The organism is Rhodococcus sp. IEGM 1406, from assembly GCF_030056745.1.
Lineage (GTDB): Bacteria > Actinomycetota > Actinomycetes > Mycobacteriales > Mycobacteriaceae > Rhodococcus_F > Rhodococcus_F erythropolis.
In genome coordinates, this window is the sequence record NZ_JASHKO010000001.1 from 549,869 (window position 1) to 566,209 (window position 16,341).

General features: G+C 61.6%; 14 protein-coding genes. 3 read left to right on the plus strand and 11 right to left on the minus strand.

The features are described 5' to 3' along the window. Position 1: 1 nt before the first annotated feature. Genes QM596_RS02600 through QM596_RS02610 form a run of 3 tightly spaced genes read right to left on the minus strand, consistent with a single transcriptional unit; the run spans position 2 to position 3,468 of the window. On the minus strand, positions 2–1,204 hold the full coding sequence (locus QM596_RS02600; RefSeq protein WP_020971053.1) for an MFS transporter: 1,203 nt from the start codon (positions 1,202–1,204) through the stop codon (positions 2–4). 3 nt (positions 1,205–1,207) lie between these two features. After that, positions 1,208–2,236 carry a 3-oxoacyl-ACP synthase III family protein gene (locus tag QM596_RS02605; RefSeq protein ID WP_020971052.1) on the minus strand — a complete coding sequence of 343 codons (1,029 nt, stop codon included), beginning with the start codon at positions 2,234–2,236 and terminating at the stop codon, positions 1,208–1,210. Further along, on the minus strand, positions 2,233–3,468 hold the full coding sequence (locus QM596_RS02610) for a sedoheptulose 7-phosphate cyclase (protein WP_021345782.1): 1,236 nt from the start codon (positions 3,466–3,468) through the stop codon (positions 2,233–2,235). The genes QM596_RS02605 and QM596_RS02610 overlap by 4 nt, the downstream gene beginning before the upstream one ends. Positions 3,469–3,644: 176 nt before the next feature. On the opposite strand from QM596_RS02610, the gene QM596_RS02615 reads away from it, so the two are divergent. After that, entirely contained in the window at positions 3,645–4,259 is a 615-nt protein-coding gene (locus tag QM596_RS02615) for a TetR/AcrR family transcriptional regulator (protein ID WP_211918686.1), read from the plus strand. A gap of 93 nt (positions 4,260–4,352) precedes the next feature. On the opposite strand, the gene QM596_RS02620 is transcribed toward QM596_RS02615, so the two are convergent. From QM596_RS02620 to QM596_RS02635, 4 genes are all read right to left on the minus strand, one after another. Continuing rightward, positions 4,353–4,796: a hypothetical protein gene (locus QM596_RS02620; RefSeq protein ID WP_249347564.1), complete on the minus strand. Its 444-nt coding sequence runs from the start codon at positions 4,794–4,796 to the stop codon at positions 4,353–4,355. 21 nt (positions 4,797–4,817) lie between these two features. Further along, the gene (locus tag QM596_RS02625) at positions 4,818–5,486 is read right to left on the minus strand and encodes a FadR/GntR family transcriptional regulator (RefSeq protein WP_283308020.1); all 669 of its coding nucleotides are present in this window, start codon (positions 5,484–5,486) and stop codon (positions 4,818–4,820) included. 101 nt (positions 5,487–5,587) lie between these two features. Beyond that, positions 5,588–6,796: an MFS transporter gene (locus tag QM596_RS02630; RefSeq protein WP_283308022.1), complete on the minus strand. Its 1,209-nt coding sequence runs from the start codon at positions 6,794–6,796 to the stop codon at positions 5,588–5,590. A gap of 121 nt (positions 6,797–6,917) precedes the next feature. After that, positions 6,918–7,916 (minus strand): helix-turn-helix transcriptional regulator, encoded by a 999-nt coding sequence (locus tag QM596_RS02635; protein WP_283308024.1) that lies wholly within the window; start codon positions 7,914–7,916, stop codon positions 6,918–6,920. Positions 7,917–8,018: 102 nt separating this feature from the next. Here QM596_RS02635 and QM596_RS02640 point away from each other — a divergent pair, with 102 nt between their 5' ends. Next, positions 8,019–8,486: a VOC family protein gene (locus tag QM596_RS02640; RefSeq protein ID WP_283308026.1), complete on the plus strand. Its 468-nt coding sequence runs from the start codon at positions 8,019–8,021 to the stop codon at positions 8,484–8,486. A gap of 251 nt (positions 8,487–8,737) precedes the next feature. Here the strand turns inward: QM596_RS02640 and aztD are convergent, their stop codons facing one another. Next, complete coding sequence (gene aztD, locus QM596_RS02645) at positions 8,738–9,985, minus strand: zinc metallochaperone AztD (protein WP_283308028.1); 1,248 nt, start codon at positions 9,983–9,985, stop codon at positions 8,738–8,740. Between the two features lie 235 nt (positions 9,986–10,220). Between aztD and QM596_RS02650 the strand changes: the two genes are divergently transcribed. Further along, complete coding sequence (locus QM596_RS02650) at positions 10,221–10,961, plus strand: alpha/beta fold hydrolase (protein ID WP_283308029.1); 741 nt, start codon at positions 10,221–10,223, stop codon at positions 10,959–10,961. Here the strand turns inward: QM596_RS02650 and QM596_RS02655 are convergent. Genes QM596_RS02655 through QM596_RS02665 form a run of 3 tightly spaced genes read right to left on the minus strand, consistent with a single transcriptional unit; the run spans position 10,947 to position 16,307 of the window. Then, complete coding sequence (locus tag QM596_RS02655; protein ID WP_283308030.1) at positions 10,947–12,218, minus strand: benzoate/H(+) symporter BenE family transporter; 1,272 nt, start codon at positions 12,216–12,218, stop codon at positions 10,947–10,949. The genes QM596_RS02650 and QM596_RS02655 overlap by 15 nt on opposite strands. 4 nt (positions 12,219–12,222) lie before the next feature. Further along, on the minus strand, positions 12,223–14,925 hold the full coding sequence (locus QM596_RS02660) for a helix-turn-helix transcriptional regulator (protein WP_197940841.1): 2,703 nt from the start codon (positions 14,923–14,925) through the stop codon (positions 12,223–12,225). Next, positions 14,922–16,307 (minus strand): MFS transporter, encoded by a 1,386-nt coding sequence (locus QM596_RS02665; protein ID WP_264612738.1) that lies wholly within the window; start codon positions 16,305–16,307, stop codon positions 14,922–14,924. The genes QM596_RS02660 and QM596_RS02665 overlap by 4 nt, the downstream gene beginning before the upstream one ends. Between the last annotated feature and the right edge of the window lie 34 nt (positions 16,308–16,341).

Consider the following 16,341-nt stretch of genomic DNA (forward strand, 5'->3'; position numbering starts at 1 on the left):
TTCACGTCACGCTCCGAGCAGTGCGCCGACTGACGAACAGCAGCAGTACTGCGCCCGCCGCGAGGACTGCCCCGATAGCAGGCAGGACTGCAACGCTGTTGCCGCCGGACAGAGCGATCGAGCCGATCCACGCGCCGGCAGCATTCGCAAGTTGGAATCCTGCAATGTTGACCGTGGCAGCAAGGTGCGGGGCTTCGCTTGCAGCACCGATGAGTTTCGAGGCGAGCGGCGGAATAATGGAAAAACCGGTAGCACCGAGTACGAACATCCAGGCGAAGGCAAACCAAGACGTTCCGCCGAAGACGAACAGAGCGAGAAGTGCCAACGCGAGCGCGGTCAACGCGATGTACAGCGTTTTGTCCAGGTCCTTGTCTGCGTAGTAACCACCGAGTTGATTGCCGACAACAGACCCGACGCCGAATACGAACAACACCACCGTCACCGTCGACACCGAGATGCCGGCATGCTCGGTGAGATACGGCGAGATGTAGGTGAACACCACGAAAAGCGCTGCCTGACTGAGAGCGGTCAGCCCGATCGCCCACAGAACTGGGCCCCGGGTGAACACCCGTAGCTCTGAGCTGACGTTGCCGGTCTGGTGCGAGGGAGCGGCGTTGCGCGTCGAGGCGATCAGCGCAGCGGTGACCAGCAGTTGGAAAACGGCGATGATCGCAAAAGACCAGCGCCAACCCAGTTGTGTACCGATGAGAGTTCCCAAGGGGACGCCGAGGACCGTCGCCAGGTTCAGTCCGAGGGTGACGCGGGCGATCACACGCCCTTGGAATTCAGGCGCCACCAACGACGTCGCCAGCACCAGGCACAGAGCGAAGAACGTCGCGTGTGGCAGAGCAGTGATGATCCGAAATATCACCATGGTTGCGAAGTTCGGTGCCAGCGCAGTTCCGATGTTGCCGATGACGAAGAGAGCCATCAGAGCCGCGATGAGAGGTGTCCGCGGCACCCTGGTGGTAGCGATCGTCAGTAGAGGGCCACCGATGACCACTGTGACGGCATAGATGGTGACGAGCAGTCCGGCTGTGGAGGTGCTGACCCCGAGGTCGGTGGAGATGTCCGGAAGTACGCCGGCCACAAGGTATTCGACAGTGCCGACGCCGAACACTGCCAGGAGCATCCAGATTATTGCGGCATTCGCGTTGGTAGAGCGAGCCGTTGTCGTCAATTCGTGCGGAGTTTCGACCACCATGGCCTATCCCTTCTCGTATCCGGTGTATTCGACGACTGCGCATCCCCATGTGAACCCGACGCCGATGCCGGTGAGCATGATCCGGTCTCCAGGGTGCAGGGCCTTGCTGCGGCGGAGCAGGTCGAGGCCCAGTAGTGGGTCGGCAGCACCGGTGTGGCCGATGGTTCTGCCGAGTTCGACCAAGGTCTGCTCGGCGCGGATCTTCAGCGGCTCGAAACATTGTTTGCGGAGTAGGACGTTGCCGAAATTCGGTACGATCCAGGTGGCGATGTCACCGTGATGAGTGGCGGCATCACCCAAAGCTGTTTCAGCGCATCGAGACAGAGCGGCCGCGTTGCGTGACCAGAACTCGTCGATGGAGTGAGTCTCGGTGAAGCCCCCCACCCGTGCTCGGAGATCGATCGGGTCGGCGGTGCCGTAGACAGGCATGCTTGTGCGCTCGTGCCCGCGGTGCATCTGCTCGAGATGTGCATCAGTGACTACGGAAGTCGAAAGAATACGAAAGGGACCCGGATCCGGGCCGATGACAGCAGCGGCCGCGCCGTCTCCGTAGGCGAGACCGCTGTCGGAATTCCACCGGTCGAACAGGGGGAGACGCCAAGCGTCGGATGCAGTTACCAGGCCTTTGCCGTGTCCGTCGAACCAGCGGCCGATCAGTTCGATTCCGACGATTGCTCCGGCGCAGGCTGTTCGGATCTCGATCGGCAGGCAGTCGTCGATGCCAAGTTCGTTCTGAATGTAGGCGCCGCAGTTCCACGCCTCCAGGCCGTTGTGCAGAACCACTGCATGCACGAGTAGGTCGATTTCGTTGCTGCTGATTCCGCTGTCGGCCAACGCAGCTCTGCCTGCGAAGACTGCCATCTCCGGCGCGGATTCGCCGATATCAGGGTCCGACACTGCAACCGAAGTCTGTCCGGTCTTCTGCTGTTCGACGGGATCGAACCGTCCTTCGGTCACCATGTCGGAGGCTTGTTCCCGCCTGTCCGGTAGGTATGAGCCGAAGCCTTCGATGTAGAGGCCGCCCCACCTCATGACGCGACCTTCGTCACCGACGTCTCACGGACGCGTAGCTCGTCGCTCTTCCTGTTCAAAAGGGCGGAGGCAGAGTTGATTCCGTCGATCGTGACATCATTGACGAAGTGGTGTCCACCGATCCCGACCGGCAAAGGCAGCCGTTGCCGCCCGTCCCGATGACGCACTGTGTCGGCCAATGCGGCGCCGAGGACGCCCGGTGTGGACAAGACGTCGTTCCAGGTGGGAAGGCCGAGGCGCCTCATTACAGTCAGGACGCGATCAAGTTCAGCTTCACTGATACTTCCCCGCAAATAACCCAGTGCAGACGTCAATGCCATGTCGACAGCTACGGCTTCACCGTGCAGAAGTTCCGGTAGTGCTTCCATCTCGAGCGTGGGCGAGAATGTGTGGCCGTAGTCGACGCAGCGTTCGAGGCAGGATTCCCACAGATTGGGCTGCAGTTCCTCGAGCATCAGGTGGATCGACTCGGCGATGACTTGTGTTGCTGCTGTGTCGAGTTCGTCGGAAGAGCCCTGAAACCTGTCATCGATCAATCGTTCCCCGAAGATTTCCAGCAGTTCGAAGAGGTCGAGGGATTTGATCAAGGCCATCTTGAGTATCTCGGCAAGGCCGTTGGACAAGTGTCGGTTGTCGAGGGTACGCAGGAATGCTCGGTCGACAAAAGTTGCCAGGGCCGGTGCATACGTCCCCAGTCGATTCTTGCCCATGCCGTAGTTGACTCCGGTCTTGACGCCGACCCCGGCGTCGACGAGGCCGATCAGTGTGGTGGGGACCCGGATGTACGGCGTTCCGCGGCGGTAGACGCTCGCGGCGAAACCGACAATGTCGAGTAGAACACCCCCGCCGATCGCGATTACCGGCTCCCTGCGTCGGTCGATGCCGAATCCGTTCATCGCGTCGACCACCCGCACCGCAGAACCCCACTCTTTGACCGTCTCGTCGGCTCGCATCGGTACGAAGGATGCTCGTATTCCGTGGTGTTCGAAGTAGCCTCGAATTCTATCCCCGTGAATTCGGTCGACGTTCGCGTCGATGATGATCAAGCGTCGGTCTCCGCGGTGTAGCGACGCTGCGCTGCACCCGTCGAGTAGTCGAGTGCTGTCCTTGGCGAACAGATTTCGTGCGGCAATCACGTGATACTCGACCTGTTTGACCGCTTCGACCTTCCATGTCGAATCGGTGGCCGCGCTGTGGCTGAGACCCAGTTTGAATGAAGCGGCACTACGCATGTCGATCCCCCTAGACGGTGTGAAAGAGCGTTCGCGAGCTGTGTCAGCAGTACGGCGGTACTTCAGTGAACGAAATGAACTTTCGAGGAGAACAGTAGGACATTCGCATAGTGATCGCTACAAGAGTAGAATAGATCACATTTGGATCGGTAGATGCTGCGGAATTGGGAGGTTGCATGGCCGGGGTGCCGGGACAAGGGCGGAAGTTCGACGTAGACGCGGCCTTGGACAAGGCGATGTATGCCTTCTGGGAGCACGGCTACGAGGGGACATCCGTTGCCATGTTGACTGCTGCGATGCAGATAAATCCACCGAGTCTCTACAGTGCTTTCGGCGGCAAGGAAGGAGTGTTCTTTGCCGCCGTCGATCACTACAACGCGACTCGCGGCGACTTCATGGACCGGGCGTTCGCCGAAGAGCGCGAGGCATCCGAATTGATTCGCCGCCTCTTGAACGACGCGGCGTCCCATTACACCGACGAGTCTTGTCCGGGTGGTTGTCTGATCATCAGCGCGGCGGTGAGCGTGACCGACGCCAACAGTCACATAGCAAACCGATTGCGCGACATGCGAAATGCCAACGTGATGTTGCTGTCGCAGAGGATCGCAGCCGATATCGCCAACGGACTCATGCCCGCTGACTCCGATCCCGAGGACCTTGCCGAGTTCATCGGTGTAGTCATCCAAGGCATGTCTCAGCGCGCCCGAGACGGTGCAACACAGAGGCAATTGGAACTCGTAGCGAACAGGTCTTTCGACTCGCTGAACTTCTCGAAAGACCTCATCGGCTGAACAGATTTCAGTTGACGGTCGGGGGTCGAGCTGGATTGGGCGATGGAGAGCATCGAGGTCGGTCCTAGTGACCTTCTATCCCAATGTAATTCGTCACTGACCGTGATGGCTGTCGGTTCGTTGGAGGAAGGGGCGGGGCCAGGCGCCGAGTGCGAGAACGGCGAGGATCGTCTGGGCCAATCCAGTGGTGAAGAAGATGCCTTGCAGCGGCGACCAGACGAGGATCATGGCGATTTCGACGAAGATCCAGATCATCATCGTCAGGCCGGCGGCGGCGTGCAGGCCCCATGCCAGGCGGAACCTGTTGTGCTGAGCGAAGAGCGCGGCGGCTGGGATGCCTCCGACGACAACGCCGAGGAGGATTCCGGGCCAGAAATATGAAGGGAAGACGGTTCCCTCGATCCACTCAGGAGGCAGGCCCATCCCGCCGCCGATCGTCAGGCCCGCCATTCCTACGAGCGCAGAGAGCAGGTTTAGCCACGCGATGGCGGACAGACCGATCCGGAGACCCCGTGGAGGGAGCGATGTGGACGTCATGCCTGACAACGATAGAGAGGGTCAGTCGAGCCCGTCCATGTTCCTGCGCGTCGCCGCGCTGGCAGCGTCGGCATCACCCGCGACGATGGCTTCCACTAGATCTCGGTGGGCAGCGGCTTCGTCGTCGATCGATTCGGGGTCTCGCGCCGCGACGTCGGTGATCACGTCCAGGGCCGAGTTGCGGAGCGTTTCGATGAATGAATCGAATACCATCGACAACACGCTGTTGTGCGCAGCATTCACCACGGCGCGATGTAGTTCCATGTCAGCGTCGACAAATTCTGTTGGTGTCGAGGCATTTTCACGGCCTTTGAGTGCTGCCCGTAACAGGTCGACGTCGGCAGAGGTCCGACGCATCGCAGCCAGGCGGCCAGCTTCCACTTCCAGAAGTCGGCGTACTTCGTAGACTTCGCGGCGGTCCGAGCGTTTGAGTTCTCGCTCGAGTTCTGTGACCGGAGTCGAGGACATGACGTAGGTGCCGGATCCTTGATGAGAGTAGAGCTGTCCTGACGCGATCAGTGCACGCACGGCTTCCCTGCCGGTCGAACGCCCGACTCCGAGAAGCGTGCTCAGATCCTGCTCGTTCGGGATTTTCGTCCCGACCGGCCATTCGCCGTCGCCGATGAGGCGCGCAAGTTCGTCTGCGGCTTTCTGTACCAGTGACTGCTGCTTGACCTGGCGCACTGCCATGTGTCTGCTCCTGACTGACTCGGTGAACCGCCGTGGAGCGGCCCACCGAGTGACACTTCATGTCCTCCGATGAATCTTCAGACTACGGGGCTGTCTTCGGGTTATCGAAGGGCGATGACGTCCAGTTCGCGCTCCGTCTCGTCCTCCGGGGCGAGGCGTCGATCGCGCAAGGTGAATGCGATGACGGCTCCGACCAACAGCACTGCAGTTGTCGCCCCGATCGCCATGCGCGGCCCGAAGTGATCTGCCAGGTAACCGAACAGCGGAGAGGCGATGCCTCCCACTGACATTGCGAGTCCGAGGGTCACCCCACTTGCCGTGCCTGGGCGGTTCGGTAGGTAGTCCTGCGCCAATGTCACCTGTGGCGCGAAGGGCAAGAACATCGCGAATCCGAGACAGACGATTCCAAGTTCGGCAATTGCCACGTTCGGAGCCGCGGCGAGCAATGCCAGTGAAGGTACCGCAAGCAGGTAACCGAGTCGGATGGATGCACGTCGACCACGACGGTCCGCGAGGACTCCGCCCAGTAGCGTGCCGGCCGCTCCCGCCAAGGTGAAGGAGGACAACACGATTGCTGCACTCGAGGACGATCCGTTCAGTCCGTTGAGTACGTACGGTGAGACCAACGACAGCGTGGTCACATATGGAATTGACCAACACACCGTTACCAGCACGAGTCGGGTGAACGAGCGCCAATCATCTGACACGGGACCGTTCGCTGCTAGCTGCGAACTCAACGATTGGGCTGATTCGGCGTCCGTGCCCGTGCCGGCTGGTCGTGATTGGGCGACGATCCACCAAATAGCCGCTACCGCTGCAGGAACTGCGAGCAGGTAGCCGCCGGACAATCCGAGCGAACCGACCACGAGCGTGACGAACGGTGGCGCCAGTGAGGCTCCCAACGTGCCGCCCACGGAGAACACGCTCATGGCCTTCTGCGAGTGACCTCCAGCTGCGCGTGCCAAATTTGTGGCGGGCGGATGGTATGCGGCAATGCCGATGCCGGCCAAAGCAATTGCCAGCCAAGTGACGATGTAGTTGGTGCTCATCGCGGCCACGACAATTCCCGTTGCGGCCGTCACAAAACCTGTGGGTACCAGCCAATTCCGGCTCTTTCGATCGACCAGCATGCCGAATGCGGGTTGCACGACACTGGATAGTCCGGTCGCGGCGAGCGTGATTCCGGCAACCGCGGAGTAGGAATATCCGCGTTCCAGCATCATGAACGGCAACAGTGCAGGCACAGCCCCCTGGTACAGATCGTTCACGACGTGTGTGCCGGTGAGAAACGCAACTTGCCCCTTCTTCATCTCCTTGGGCATCCCTTCGTTCAGGTCTTCAAGTCCTCAGGTCCTCTGAGGACTTGAAACCTACATGAACTCACGAACGCACGGTTGTGTTGGAGACCTGGATCTCATTCGCGACGACTGCCTAACTCGCAGCAGTCGCGGCATTGCGGGCGGCGAGTTGTGCGAAAGCGTGGGTCAGTTCTGCCGGGCCGACGACATCGATGTCGGTGTCGAATCGGTTGAAGGAGGCTGCCAGCGCCGTCCAGGACCATGATCCGGCTTCGAGGCTGCACTGGTCGGGGCCAAGATCTTCGACGGCGCCGTCCTCGACAAAGGGAAGAACATAACTGGCTGGTCGATGGAGAACGACCTTGCCGTGGCACGGCCATTTGACCTTGCCGTGGCACGGCCATTTGTTGATATGTTCCGATCCCTTGAAGCACGCGGCCACGTATTCGCTCACGTCACCGCCGGGGATCTCCTTCGGTGTGAACTGCGGGCCGTTCGGGATGCGTGGGGTGATGCGATCGGCGCGGAAGATTCGCCAGTCGTCTCGCTCGAGATCCCACGCGACGAGGTACCAGCGACGCTTGGAGGTCACCAGATGATGTGGCTCCACGCGGCGTGGGGGTGTTATTTCGATGTTGTCAGTTGAGCGGCCGTTCGAGTAGTCGAAGCGGAGCACCTCGCGAGCGCGCACCGCTGCGGAAATCGCTACGAGCACCTCAGGGGACACCGAGTCTGCGTCGCTGGAATCGGTCGAAATCGTGGTGAACGTGAGTGCGTCGAGGCGATGACGCAGGCGCGACGGCATCACTTGTCGCACGGTGGTCAGCGCACGCACTGCGTCCTCTTCGATGCCGACGCCGGTCAGCGTCGCCGCCTGCAGAGCGACTGCCAAGGCGATGACCTGATCGTCGTCGAACAGCAGGGGTGGTAGCTCGCTGCCGGCGTCGAGTCGGTATCCGCCGTCCGGGCCCATGGTCGCCGCAATGCTGTAACCCATCTCCCGGAGCCGGTCGATGTCGCGGCGGACCGTGCGGTGGCTGATGTCGAGCCGCTCGGCGAGTAGAGCGCCCGGCCAGTCGCGCCTCGTCTGCAAGAGGGACAGCAGATTCAAGAGCCGAGTGGTGGTCGCCATGTCGTGAGACTACGACGAGTCTAGGACGAAAACAGTCCTATACGGCTGTGAGAGTCGACGTTGTCAGGGAAAACCCGGGCGACGTTCGTACTAGGAGCAGACATGAGCATCAAGACAACGACCCACCTCAACTTCCGCGGAGACGCCCGCGCGGCTCTGGAGTTCTACCAGTCCGTCTTCGGTGGCCAGGTCACGATCGCAACCTACGGCGACTTCGGAATGCTCAAGGATGTGCCTGGCGCTGAGAACATTGTGTTCGGCCAAGTCGAAACCGCGGACGGCTTCAGCGTGATGGCGTACGACATCCCAGGACAGTCGGGCGGTTCGACCGCCAATGCCGGCACGACGCACCGTGAGAACGGCACCACGATCACCGACCAACCGTTCTTCGTCTCGGTTCGCGGTGAATCGCTCGAAGAGGTGCAGGGTTATTGGGCCAAACTCTCTGTCGGTGGATCCCTCATCGAGGGTCTTGCCGCGGCGGCGTGGAGCCCCGGTTTCGGCATGCTCACCGACGCGTTCGGGGTGACGTGGATCCTCGACGTCGCTGCCGGCGAAAAGCCGGCCTGATCATTCAGACGACAAAGCCGCTGGCACGGAAAGGTGTCCAGCGGATCCAGCGCGTCGGTGCCCGTCTTGCGCCTCTCGGCAAGTGGCCACTCGAAGTGGCAATTCTGGGGTGGTACCCGGGGCAAAGAACCGAACACCGACACCATCTACAACGAACCTCTGCGGAGAGTTATTCCACGCTGACTTGTGCCGCGGTCAATCGTGGTCCTGCTCATCGCTCAGCTCCAGCAGAGCTGAGATGAGGATCTGAATCAGCCGGTGACACCGGTCAATTCGTTGGGGGCGTGATCGAGGGCGGTCTCGGTCAGGATGCTGCCGTCTTCGAGGTCGACGGCGATCAGCTTCTTCGACGTGGGATCGGTGACGTACGCGGTGTGGTCTTCCACGAAGAGTGCCGGCCTGGGCTCTTGCCACTTGGTGGGCTCGGTCCATGCGTCGATGACGGCGATCTTCTTGGTGACGACGCCGGTGTTCGGGTCGATGACGTGGATGGCGCCGTCGGTGCCGAGCACCAGTGCCTCTCCGTGCGGTCCGCGGCCGAGTGAGCGGAAGGTGTAGCTGGTGCCGAGGTCGACGAGCTTGAGTTCGGACGTCGTCGTGTTGGTCAGCGAGACCCGTTGCGGACGTTCGAGTTCGGCGTCCTTGTCAGTCTTGTAATCACCCAGGACGATGTCCGACTCCTCCGAGCCTGCTTGATTTCCGATGCGGCCGTATGCATCCGGACTCTGGACCTTGGTGATCGCTCCGTTCTTGTACACGAGAAACCCGTCCTGGCAGCCCAGCACGATGGCTTCGCCGGCAGCGACTGCTTCGCCGTGGACACCGGGGCACTGTTCGTTGCGCAGGATTTCCTTGCGGTCGGCATCGAGGATGGCAATGCCGTTGCGGGACTCCGAATTTCCGATGGTCGTCAACAGGCCGCCGTCGGCAAGTGCGACCGCAACGCCGTGATGGGGTTCTGGCGTGGTGTACGTCTCGACGCGAGGTTGGCGCTTTGCCAGTTGCGCCGGATCGAAGATCTCGACGAGTCCCGAGCCGTCGTTGAAGAGGACAGTCTTTCCGGCATGGCGTACAACGTGTCCGGGTTCGTTGGCTGCGAACTCGACCTCGGACATCGCGGGATCGGCTGTGTAGTAGTGGGAATGGTCGCCGTGGGCCGAGGACCACGTGCCGGTGTCGAGCACCTTGAACGCCTCACCCGACGAGATCATGACGTGGCGACCGTCGCCGGCCGGGTTGAGTCGCGTGAAGCCGTCGATCTTGGTCTCGCCGACCACGTCGAGCGACGTTGCATCCAGCACCAGGACGCCACCGTCGTAGGAGACTGCGAGACGCGGTGTTGCCGAGGCTTGTTCGGTGGGTGCGGACGCGGTTGTCGTGGTGGTCTCCGGCGGGGCCGAGTCCTTGTTGTCGGACGAGCAGCCCGTAACGAGGGCGAGTGAGAGGCCAACTGATGTGGCAAGGGTGAGGCGCCGCGACATGCGGGTGTTGAGGTGCATGGGTATAGATCTACTGCTTAATGTAAATGATTGTCAAAGTCGAGTATGCGAATGTTCGCATGCCAGGGCAGTCGTCACGGGATCAGGAATGTACTGGAGATCGCCTGGCGTGCGCCGAATATCCGGTGCTGGTGCGTTCACTTTGGGTATAGCGCTAGTTCAACTAGGCATTAGTGCACCGATGTCGGCAGGAACATGCTGTAGATCACATCGGTCGATCGAAAGCTGGAGAGCAATGGCGCAGTTCATGTTGATTCATGGCGCAGGACACGGAGCCTGGTGCTGGGACTATGTGGTCGAGGCGCTGGAGAGACGTGGGCACACGGCTCTGGCTACCGATCAACCGGGCTTGGGTCGAGACACGACGAAAGCTGAAGAAATAACTTGGCAATCAACGCTTTCCAAGCTGTCGGCTGAGCTGGTTCAACTGCCTGGGGACGTGATACTTGTCGGCCACTCGATGGGCGGAACACTGACGGCACAACTGACAGAAATGCATCCGACGCGTGTTGCTGCTGCCGTCTACCTGGCCGCGACCCTGCCTGGGGACGGGGAATCCTGCCTGAGTAGTTCGCAAGAGGACAGTAGCGCTGCGCGGTTGTTCTTCGCCTGCGATGAACTCGGGATCGACCCTGAGGTTGCCTTGAATTTGTACCCGATGCTCTTGTTCGGGGACTGCGCCGACGAGGTGGCGCGAGAATCGATGTCAAACCTTCGCCCGCAACCGATGAGTGTTTTCAGTGGTTCGGTGTCGCTGACGCCGGAACGGGAAGGGTGTGTGCCTCGCTACTACATTGAAACCCTTCGCGATCTTGTCATCACTCCTGCACATCAACGTGAGATGGTCTCCCGGCGCTCCTGTGAGAGGGTATTTACTTTGACGACGGGGCATTCCCCCATGCTCGCGGCACCTGAGGACGTTGCCGATATCCTCGACCAAATCGCCCAAAGTCTGCCGAGTTCAACGCGTTCGTGAGATCGCGACCCGGTCGGGGTAGTCACCACGCTCGAGGATTCGCGAGGCGATGACCCCGAACACGAGTCCCCAGAAAGCGCCTCCGATATTGAGTAGTTCGACGTCGGAGATCGTCACGAGAAACGCGATCAAGGCCCCGAAGGCGAATTTCCCGCCGAATGCGGTCACGAAGGCTCCCTGTAAGGCCTTGAGCATGGCCAGGCCACCCAGAGTGACGATGAATGCCATCGGAGTTCCCAACATCATCGCGACGAAAGTCGGGGCGAACAGTCCGAAGACGACGGCGAGTAGGCCGCAGAAGATTCCGGCGGTGTATTGGCGTGCCCGCTCTCCCGACGCTGTGAGCAACGCGTTCGTCGGCCCGGTCAGGCACGTCGACACGCACCCCACCGCCGCGTTCACGAGAGAGAACACACCGCAGGCAACCGTTGCTGTCCCGATCGGCGGTTGATGACCGGCTGCTCGGAGGACTGCGATTCCTTGGCCGTTCTGCACGACGACGACTGTGATCGCCAGCGGTACAACCAGTTCGATCATCGCTTGCCAAGACCAGGTTGGCGTGGTCAGCATCGGATGCGCCAGCCACCCATGCGCGTCGCCGACGGAGTTGAATCTTCCGGTCGCGAGTATCACGACCACGCCGACGATCAAAGCGCCGAGAACGGGCGGAACGAATCTTCCCACCTTGGCGAACACGCTCAGAGCGACGAAGGCGGCGATCATCGGCAGGGCGATCACCGCGTCGTGAGCGGGCGCTTCGACCAAATCGGTTCCGAAATGAAGGAAAACACCCGCCACCATTGCCATTACGATGGGCATGGGTAATGCGGCCATGATTGGTGTGACCCACCCGGTCAATCCCAACAACAAGATCAAGGCGCCGGTCGCGAAGAACGCTCCGAGCACTTGCTCCCACGGCAGATGCTCCAACGACGCTCCGACGACAACGGTTCCAGGAATCGTCCAGAAGAAGGCCAGCGGCTGCCGGTACAACCAGGAAGCCGTGATGGTCAAAATGCCGTTGACGAAGAAGGCACCGAAAAGCCAAGACGCCAATTGAGCTTGGCTCAGTCCACCCGCCAACCCCGCGGCGAGAATGACTGCTACCGGCCCGGTCGCCGAGAAGACGATGCCGATGATTCCGTTGGCAATGGACGTTCCGCCGAAGTCGTGCAAGACCCGCTTCGGGCTGTAGAGCGGTTGGGGGAGTGGCTCGGTGACGACGCGAACGGGCGCGGTCGTCGAAGTGTCCGACATGTTCTCAGTTCTCCTGATGTGGATCCGAAAGCCCCCGGTCGCGGAACAAAGCTGCGAGTTCGCTCCGTGATCGCAGTCCGAGCTTCGCGTACGCGCGCGTGAGGTGATATTGAATGGTCTTGACGGAGAGAAACAATTCGCCGGCAGCTTCCTTGTTGGACTTGCCCGCCGCGACAAGGTCGGCGACGGCTCGCTCTTGCGGAGTCAGGTCGGTGATTCCCTTCTCCGTCCGCGAGAGGTTCAACCCGCCCGCGCGGAGTTCGCGCTCGCAGCGCTCGACGTAAGTAGCGGCGCCCAACGAGTGATATAGCTCGCGGGCGGCCCGGAGGACGACGTCTGCCTCTGCGCGTTTTCCCGCCCGGCGTAGAGTTTGGCCGTACGCAAAATTGATTCGGGCTCGGTCGTAGGGGAGTGGCAGCGTCTCGATGCCGAGTAGTGCAGCATCGAAACTTATTCTTGCCGAGTCGAGTTCGCCCCGTGCGCCGTGGATCCGGCCGCGAACGTAGCCGAGACGTGCCGCAGCTGAGCGGTGCTCACGACGTCGTGCCGTCTGCTCGTGTGGTTGCAGAAAGGCGTCGGCATCATCGGCTCTCCCGACCATGACCAGTGCATTGGCGTAGAGATCGACCCACGGCCAGAACCCTGGCTCGTCTAGCCATTGTTGCGCCTTGCTCGCGGTGAGCGGAGCCAGCGCCACCAGGACTTCGGCGTAGTCGGCGGCGGCCTCGGCAACCTGCGCTCTGGCGAGAAGTGCAGGAACGTACATGATTTCGTAGGCGTGGACGCCGGCGTACGCGCGTCGCACGTGGTCACGGGCCAGTTCCCAGTTGCCACGCAGAGCGTGGATCTGTGCTCCCGACCAGTGGACCAACGGCCGGATCATCTCGATCTCGAACCGATCCACCTCGGCCCCGGCGCCCTCGACGGTCGAGAGCGCTTCGTCCCAGGCGCCGAGCGCGAATTGAGTGCGGGCGAGCCAGGCCTGTGCCCACAGCGAGATTCTTGCCGAACCACTGGAAAACTCTGTGGACACCGCACTTTCGAGGTCACGTCTGGCAGACTCCGGGTGATCCAAAGCAAGCTCGAGCCATCCGCGTCCCATCTGGAAACGCTGTGCTTGTGCTCCGGGGCGGACGCGATCGGACAGTTCGTCGTATGCCGCGAGCGCATTCTCGGTTCTTCCGGTAGCGCCGAGCCCGAGACCCTTGATCGCTTCGGACTCCACTGCTGCGGGATCCGAAGGGCCGACCAATTCGACTGCGCGGTCAACCCACTCGACGAGGGCTGTGCCATCGAGCCGAGCCAGAGAATGAAGGACCATTCGTTGGGCGATCATCGCAGCGGTGCCTGGCTCACGGTCCACGCTGCAGCTGTCCCACGCTCTGGTCAGAAGATCGGCGGCCTCGGTCGGTCGCCCTCGGTGAATGGCGAGGTAGCCGAGGACGGCGTCGCGGAGAGGCCCGCGCGAAATACTCTCGATCTCCGGCACGAAGACCATGGCGCGGGGGATGTCACCCGATCCGGTCAGCGCGTCGACTCCGCGGAGCAGACGGTCCTCGTGTTCGGTTCGGGCAGTGGTGAGACGGCTTGCCGTGACCATGGCGTCGGCGACTTCCGACCACGCGCCGTCGGATGCTCGTAGTGATGCGTACGCAACGAGTTCGGCGGCGAGGTCCTCGTCGTGGGTGGTGCTGGCGGCGGCAAGGTGGAAAAGCCGCTCACCTTCTCCCCAAGCGATCTCGGCTGCGCGAGTGTGCAGCAGATGCAAGTGCGCGGGCCCCAACGCCCCGCGCACTGCGGCCGTGACCATCGTGCTGCTCAGTGACACTTCGGTGCTGCCGCGCTGCTCGTGGACGGAGAGGAGACCGCTGGCAAAGGCGCTGTCCAAGGCGCCGACCACGTCGTCGATTTCGGCTAGCTGAGCAAGATGCGACAACGTCGTGCTGCGCCCGAGAACTGTTGCGGCTTCGATCAACGTTCGTGCTCCCGCCGAACACGCAGCGAGGGCGGCGGCGATCGCCACCGCACGATGACGAGGGACGGGCAAGGTTCGGTGCCACTGGGTCCAATAGGCCGGTGGCAGCTCGTCGAGGAGCGAGACGATGTCGAGTGTGTTGCCCGCGGTGAAATCCTGAAGTTGAAGCGCGACGCCGGAACTGAGGTCGATTCCGCTTCGCATGCGCGCGATGTCGATGATGACGGCTGTGTCGAGGGGGCTGATGTGCAAACGCGTCGACCAGTGCAGGTCGAGAATCTTCCTGACATCCTCGCGCAGGAACGGCGTTTCCTCGGCGACGAGGACGAACAACAGTGGGGCCGTTCGGCCTCGATGAAGGGCGGAGGTGATTGCCTGAAGCGAGCTGACATCGCTGTGATGGGCATCATCGACGACGATCAGGGTCGGGTGCTCCGCTGCGTCGACGATCTCGTGTGCAACGGCTAACGGCTCCGAAATGGATACCGGACGTTCGAGTAGTTGTTCGATCACCCCGAAGGCATTGTTCGATTCCCACTCCAACCCACGAGCGCGGCGGAGCGTATGAGCGGAGGAGATTTCGGCGAACCGGTCGACGAGAGTGGACTTACCGCTACCGGCATCGCCCTCGACCAGCACGAGAGTCGGCACTCCTGTCTCTGCCGCGGCCAGGGCTCGGCCGAGAACGGCGAGCTCGCGTTCTCGGCCGAGCAACAGGTCACGAAGTGTCACCCGACTACCGTAACGCCGGGCTCACCGCGGGTTTCCTTTTCGGCACGGTCTTCATCGGGTCGAAGTGCAGTGGCGCCCAGGTCGGGTGCTTGCTTCGGCACGAAGAAGGTGACGATGGCGCCCAGCACCGCGATGCCTGCGAAGACATAGAATGCCGATTCGGAACTGATTCCGGCGCTGATCAAACTTCCTCCGATCAGTGGCCCGAATATCCCGCCCAGACGCCCGAATCCGGCGCACCACGCAACACCTGCGGCCCGAGCGGCCGTCGAATAGTAATTGGACACGAATCCGTAGATCAGAACCTGAGTACCGATGGTTCCGACACCCGCGATGGCAACGGAGGCGAGGAGTACGGGAAGCGGAAACCCGAATGTGAACAGGAGCAGGGCGAGTGCGGCCAGGCCGAAGGTGGTTGCGACAACCCGCTGCGGACCGGTGACGTCTGCGATCTTGGAGGCGAGAAGTCCACCGATGATGGCACCGCCGTTGAGTACCAACAGGAACGAGAGCGAACCCTTCGCGTTGTATCCCGCGTTTTCCATGATCTTGGGCAGCCAGGTGTTGAGTCCGTAGGTCAGGAGTAGGCCGGCGAAGCTCATGAGGCCGAGAAGCGCGGTGCCCCAGACATATTGTCTGCTCGCCAACGCTCGGAAGCCGACTTTCTCGGCTACGGCACCGTTGGGTCGATCTGTACCGACAGGCAATGGAATTCCAGTTTTCGAGGAAATGGCGCGAGCTTCCTCGACACGTCCGCGAGCAATCAGCCACGCGGGAGACTCGGGCAGTTTGAACCAGGCGAGTGGGAACAGGAACACCAATGGCAGCGCGCCGATGAGGAACAGTCCGCGCCATCCGATGGAATCGCGGAGAACGATTGCCAGGACGGAAGCCATGACGCCACCGGCCGGGACACCGCTGTAGACGATGGCGTTGAACAGATTGCGGCGTCCCGGCGGCGCGAACTCGGCAATCATGGCTCCGGCGGTGGCGACAAGCCCACCGACACCGATGCCGGTGAAGAACCGCAGCAGACCGAAGGTGGTGATGCTGGTGGCGAACGCTGCCAATGCCATTCCGACCGAGAACCAGATGATGTTGACCAGCATCATCTTTCGGCGACCGAAGTGATCGCCGATCGCTCCACACGTCAGTGCGCCGACCATCACTCCGACGAGTGCATACGAACCCAAAGCGCCGGCCTGAGATGCGGTCAAGGTGCCGATATGGCTGGGGTCGTCCATGAGTACCGGCAGGATCGTGCCGTACACGACCAGGTCGTATCCGTCGAACAGAATGGCAATGGCGGCGATGGTGACCACCCACAACACTGACGAGCGATGGCGGGCACTGGCCCAGGAACCACGTTCGATCGAGGACATGGCGAATCTCCGTTCGAGAGATCAGGAATCGGGG

Coding starts and splice junctions, on each gene's coding strand:
- aztD (WP_283308028.1), bottom strand. CDS start 9,985: ATGCACCTCAACACCCGCATGTCGCGGCGCCTCACCCTTGCCACATCA.
- QM596_RS02655 (WP_283308030.1), bottom strand. CDS start 12,218: ATGTCGGACACTTCGACGACCGCGCCCGTTCGCGTCGTCACCGAGCCA.
- QM596_RS02635 (WP_283308024.1), bottom strand. CDS start 7,916: ATGGCGACCACCACTCGGCTCTTGAATCTGCTGTCCCTCTTGCAGACG.
- QM596_RS02610 (WP_021345782.1), bottom strand. CDS start 3,468: ATGCGTAGTGCCGCTTCATTCAAACTGGGTCTCAGCCACAGCGCGGCC.
- QM596_RS02615 (WP_211918686.1), top strand. CDS start 3,645: ATGGCCGGGGTGCCGGGACAAGGGCGGAAGTTCGACGTAGACGCGGCC.
- QM596_RS02620 (WP_249347564.1), bottom strand. CDS start 4,796: ATGACGTCCACATCGCTCCCTCCACGGGGTCTCCGGATCGGTCTGTCC.
- QM596_RS02625 (WP_283308020.1), bottom strand. CDS start 5,486: ATGGCAGTGCGCCAGGTCAAGCAGCAGTCACTGGTACAGAAAGCCGCA.
- QM596_RS02605 (WP_020971052.1), bottom strand. CDS start 2,236: ATGAGGTGGGGCGGCCTCTACATCGAAGGCTTCGGCTCATACCTACCG.
- QM596_RS02630 (WP_283308022.1), bottom strand. CDS start 6,796: ATGAAGAAGGGGCAAGTTGCGTTTCTCACCGGCACACACGTCGTGAAC.
- QM596_RS02600 (WP_020971053.1), bottom strand. CDS start 1,204: ATGGTGGTCGAAACTCCGCACGAATTGACGACAACGGCTCGCTCTACC.
- QM596_RS02640 (WP_283308026.1), top strand. CDS start 8,019: ATGAGCATCAAGACAACGACCCACCTCAACTTCCGCGGAGACGCCCGC.
- QM596_RS02665 (WP_264612738.1), bottom strand. CDS start 16,307: ATGTCCTCGATCGAACGTGGTTCCTGGGCCAGTGCCCGCCATCGCTCG.
- QM596_RS02650 (WP_283308029.1), top strand. CDS start 10,221: ATGGCGCAGTTCATGTTGATTCATGGCGCAGGACACGGAGCCTGGTGC.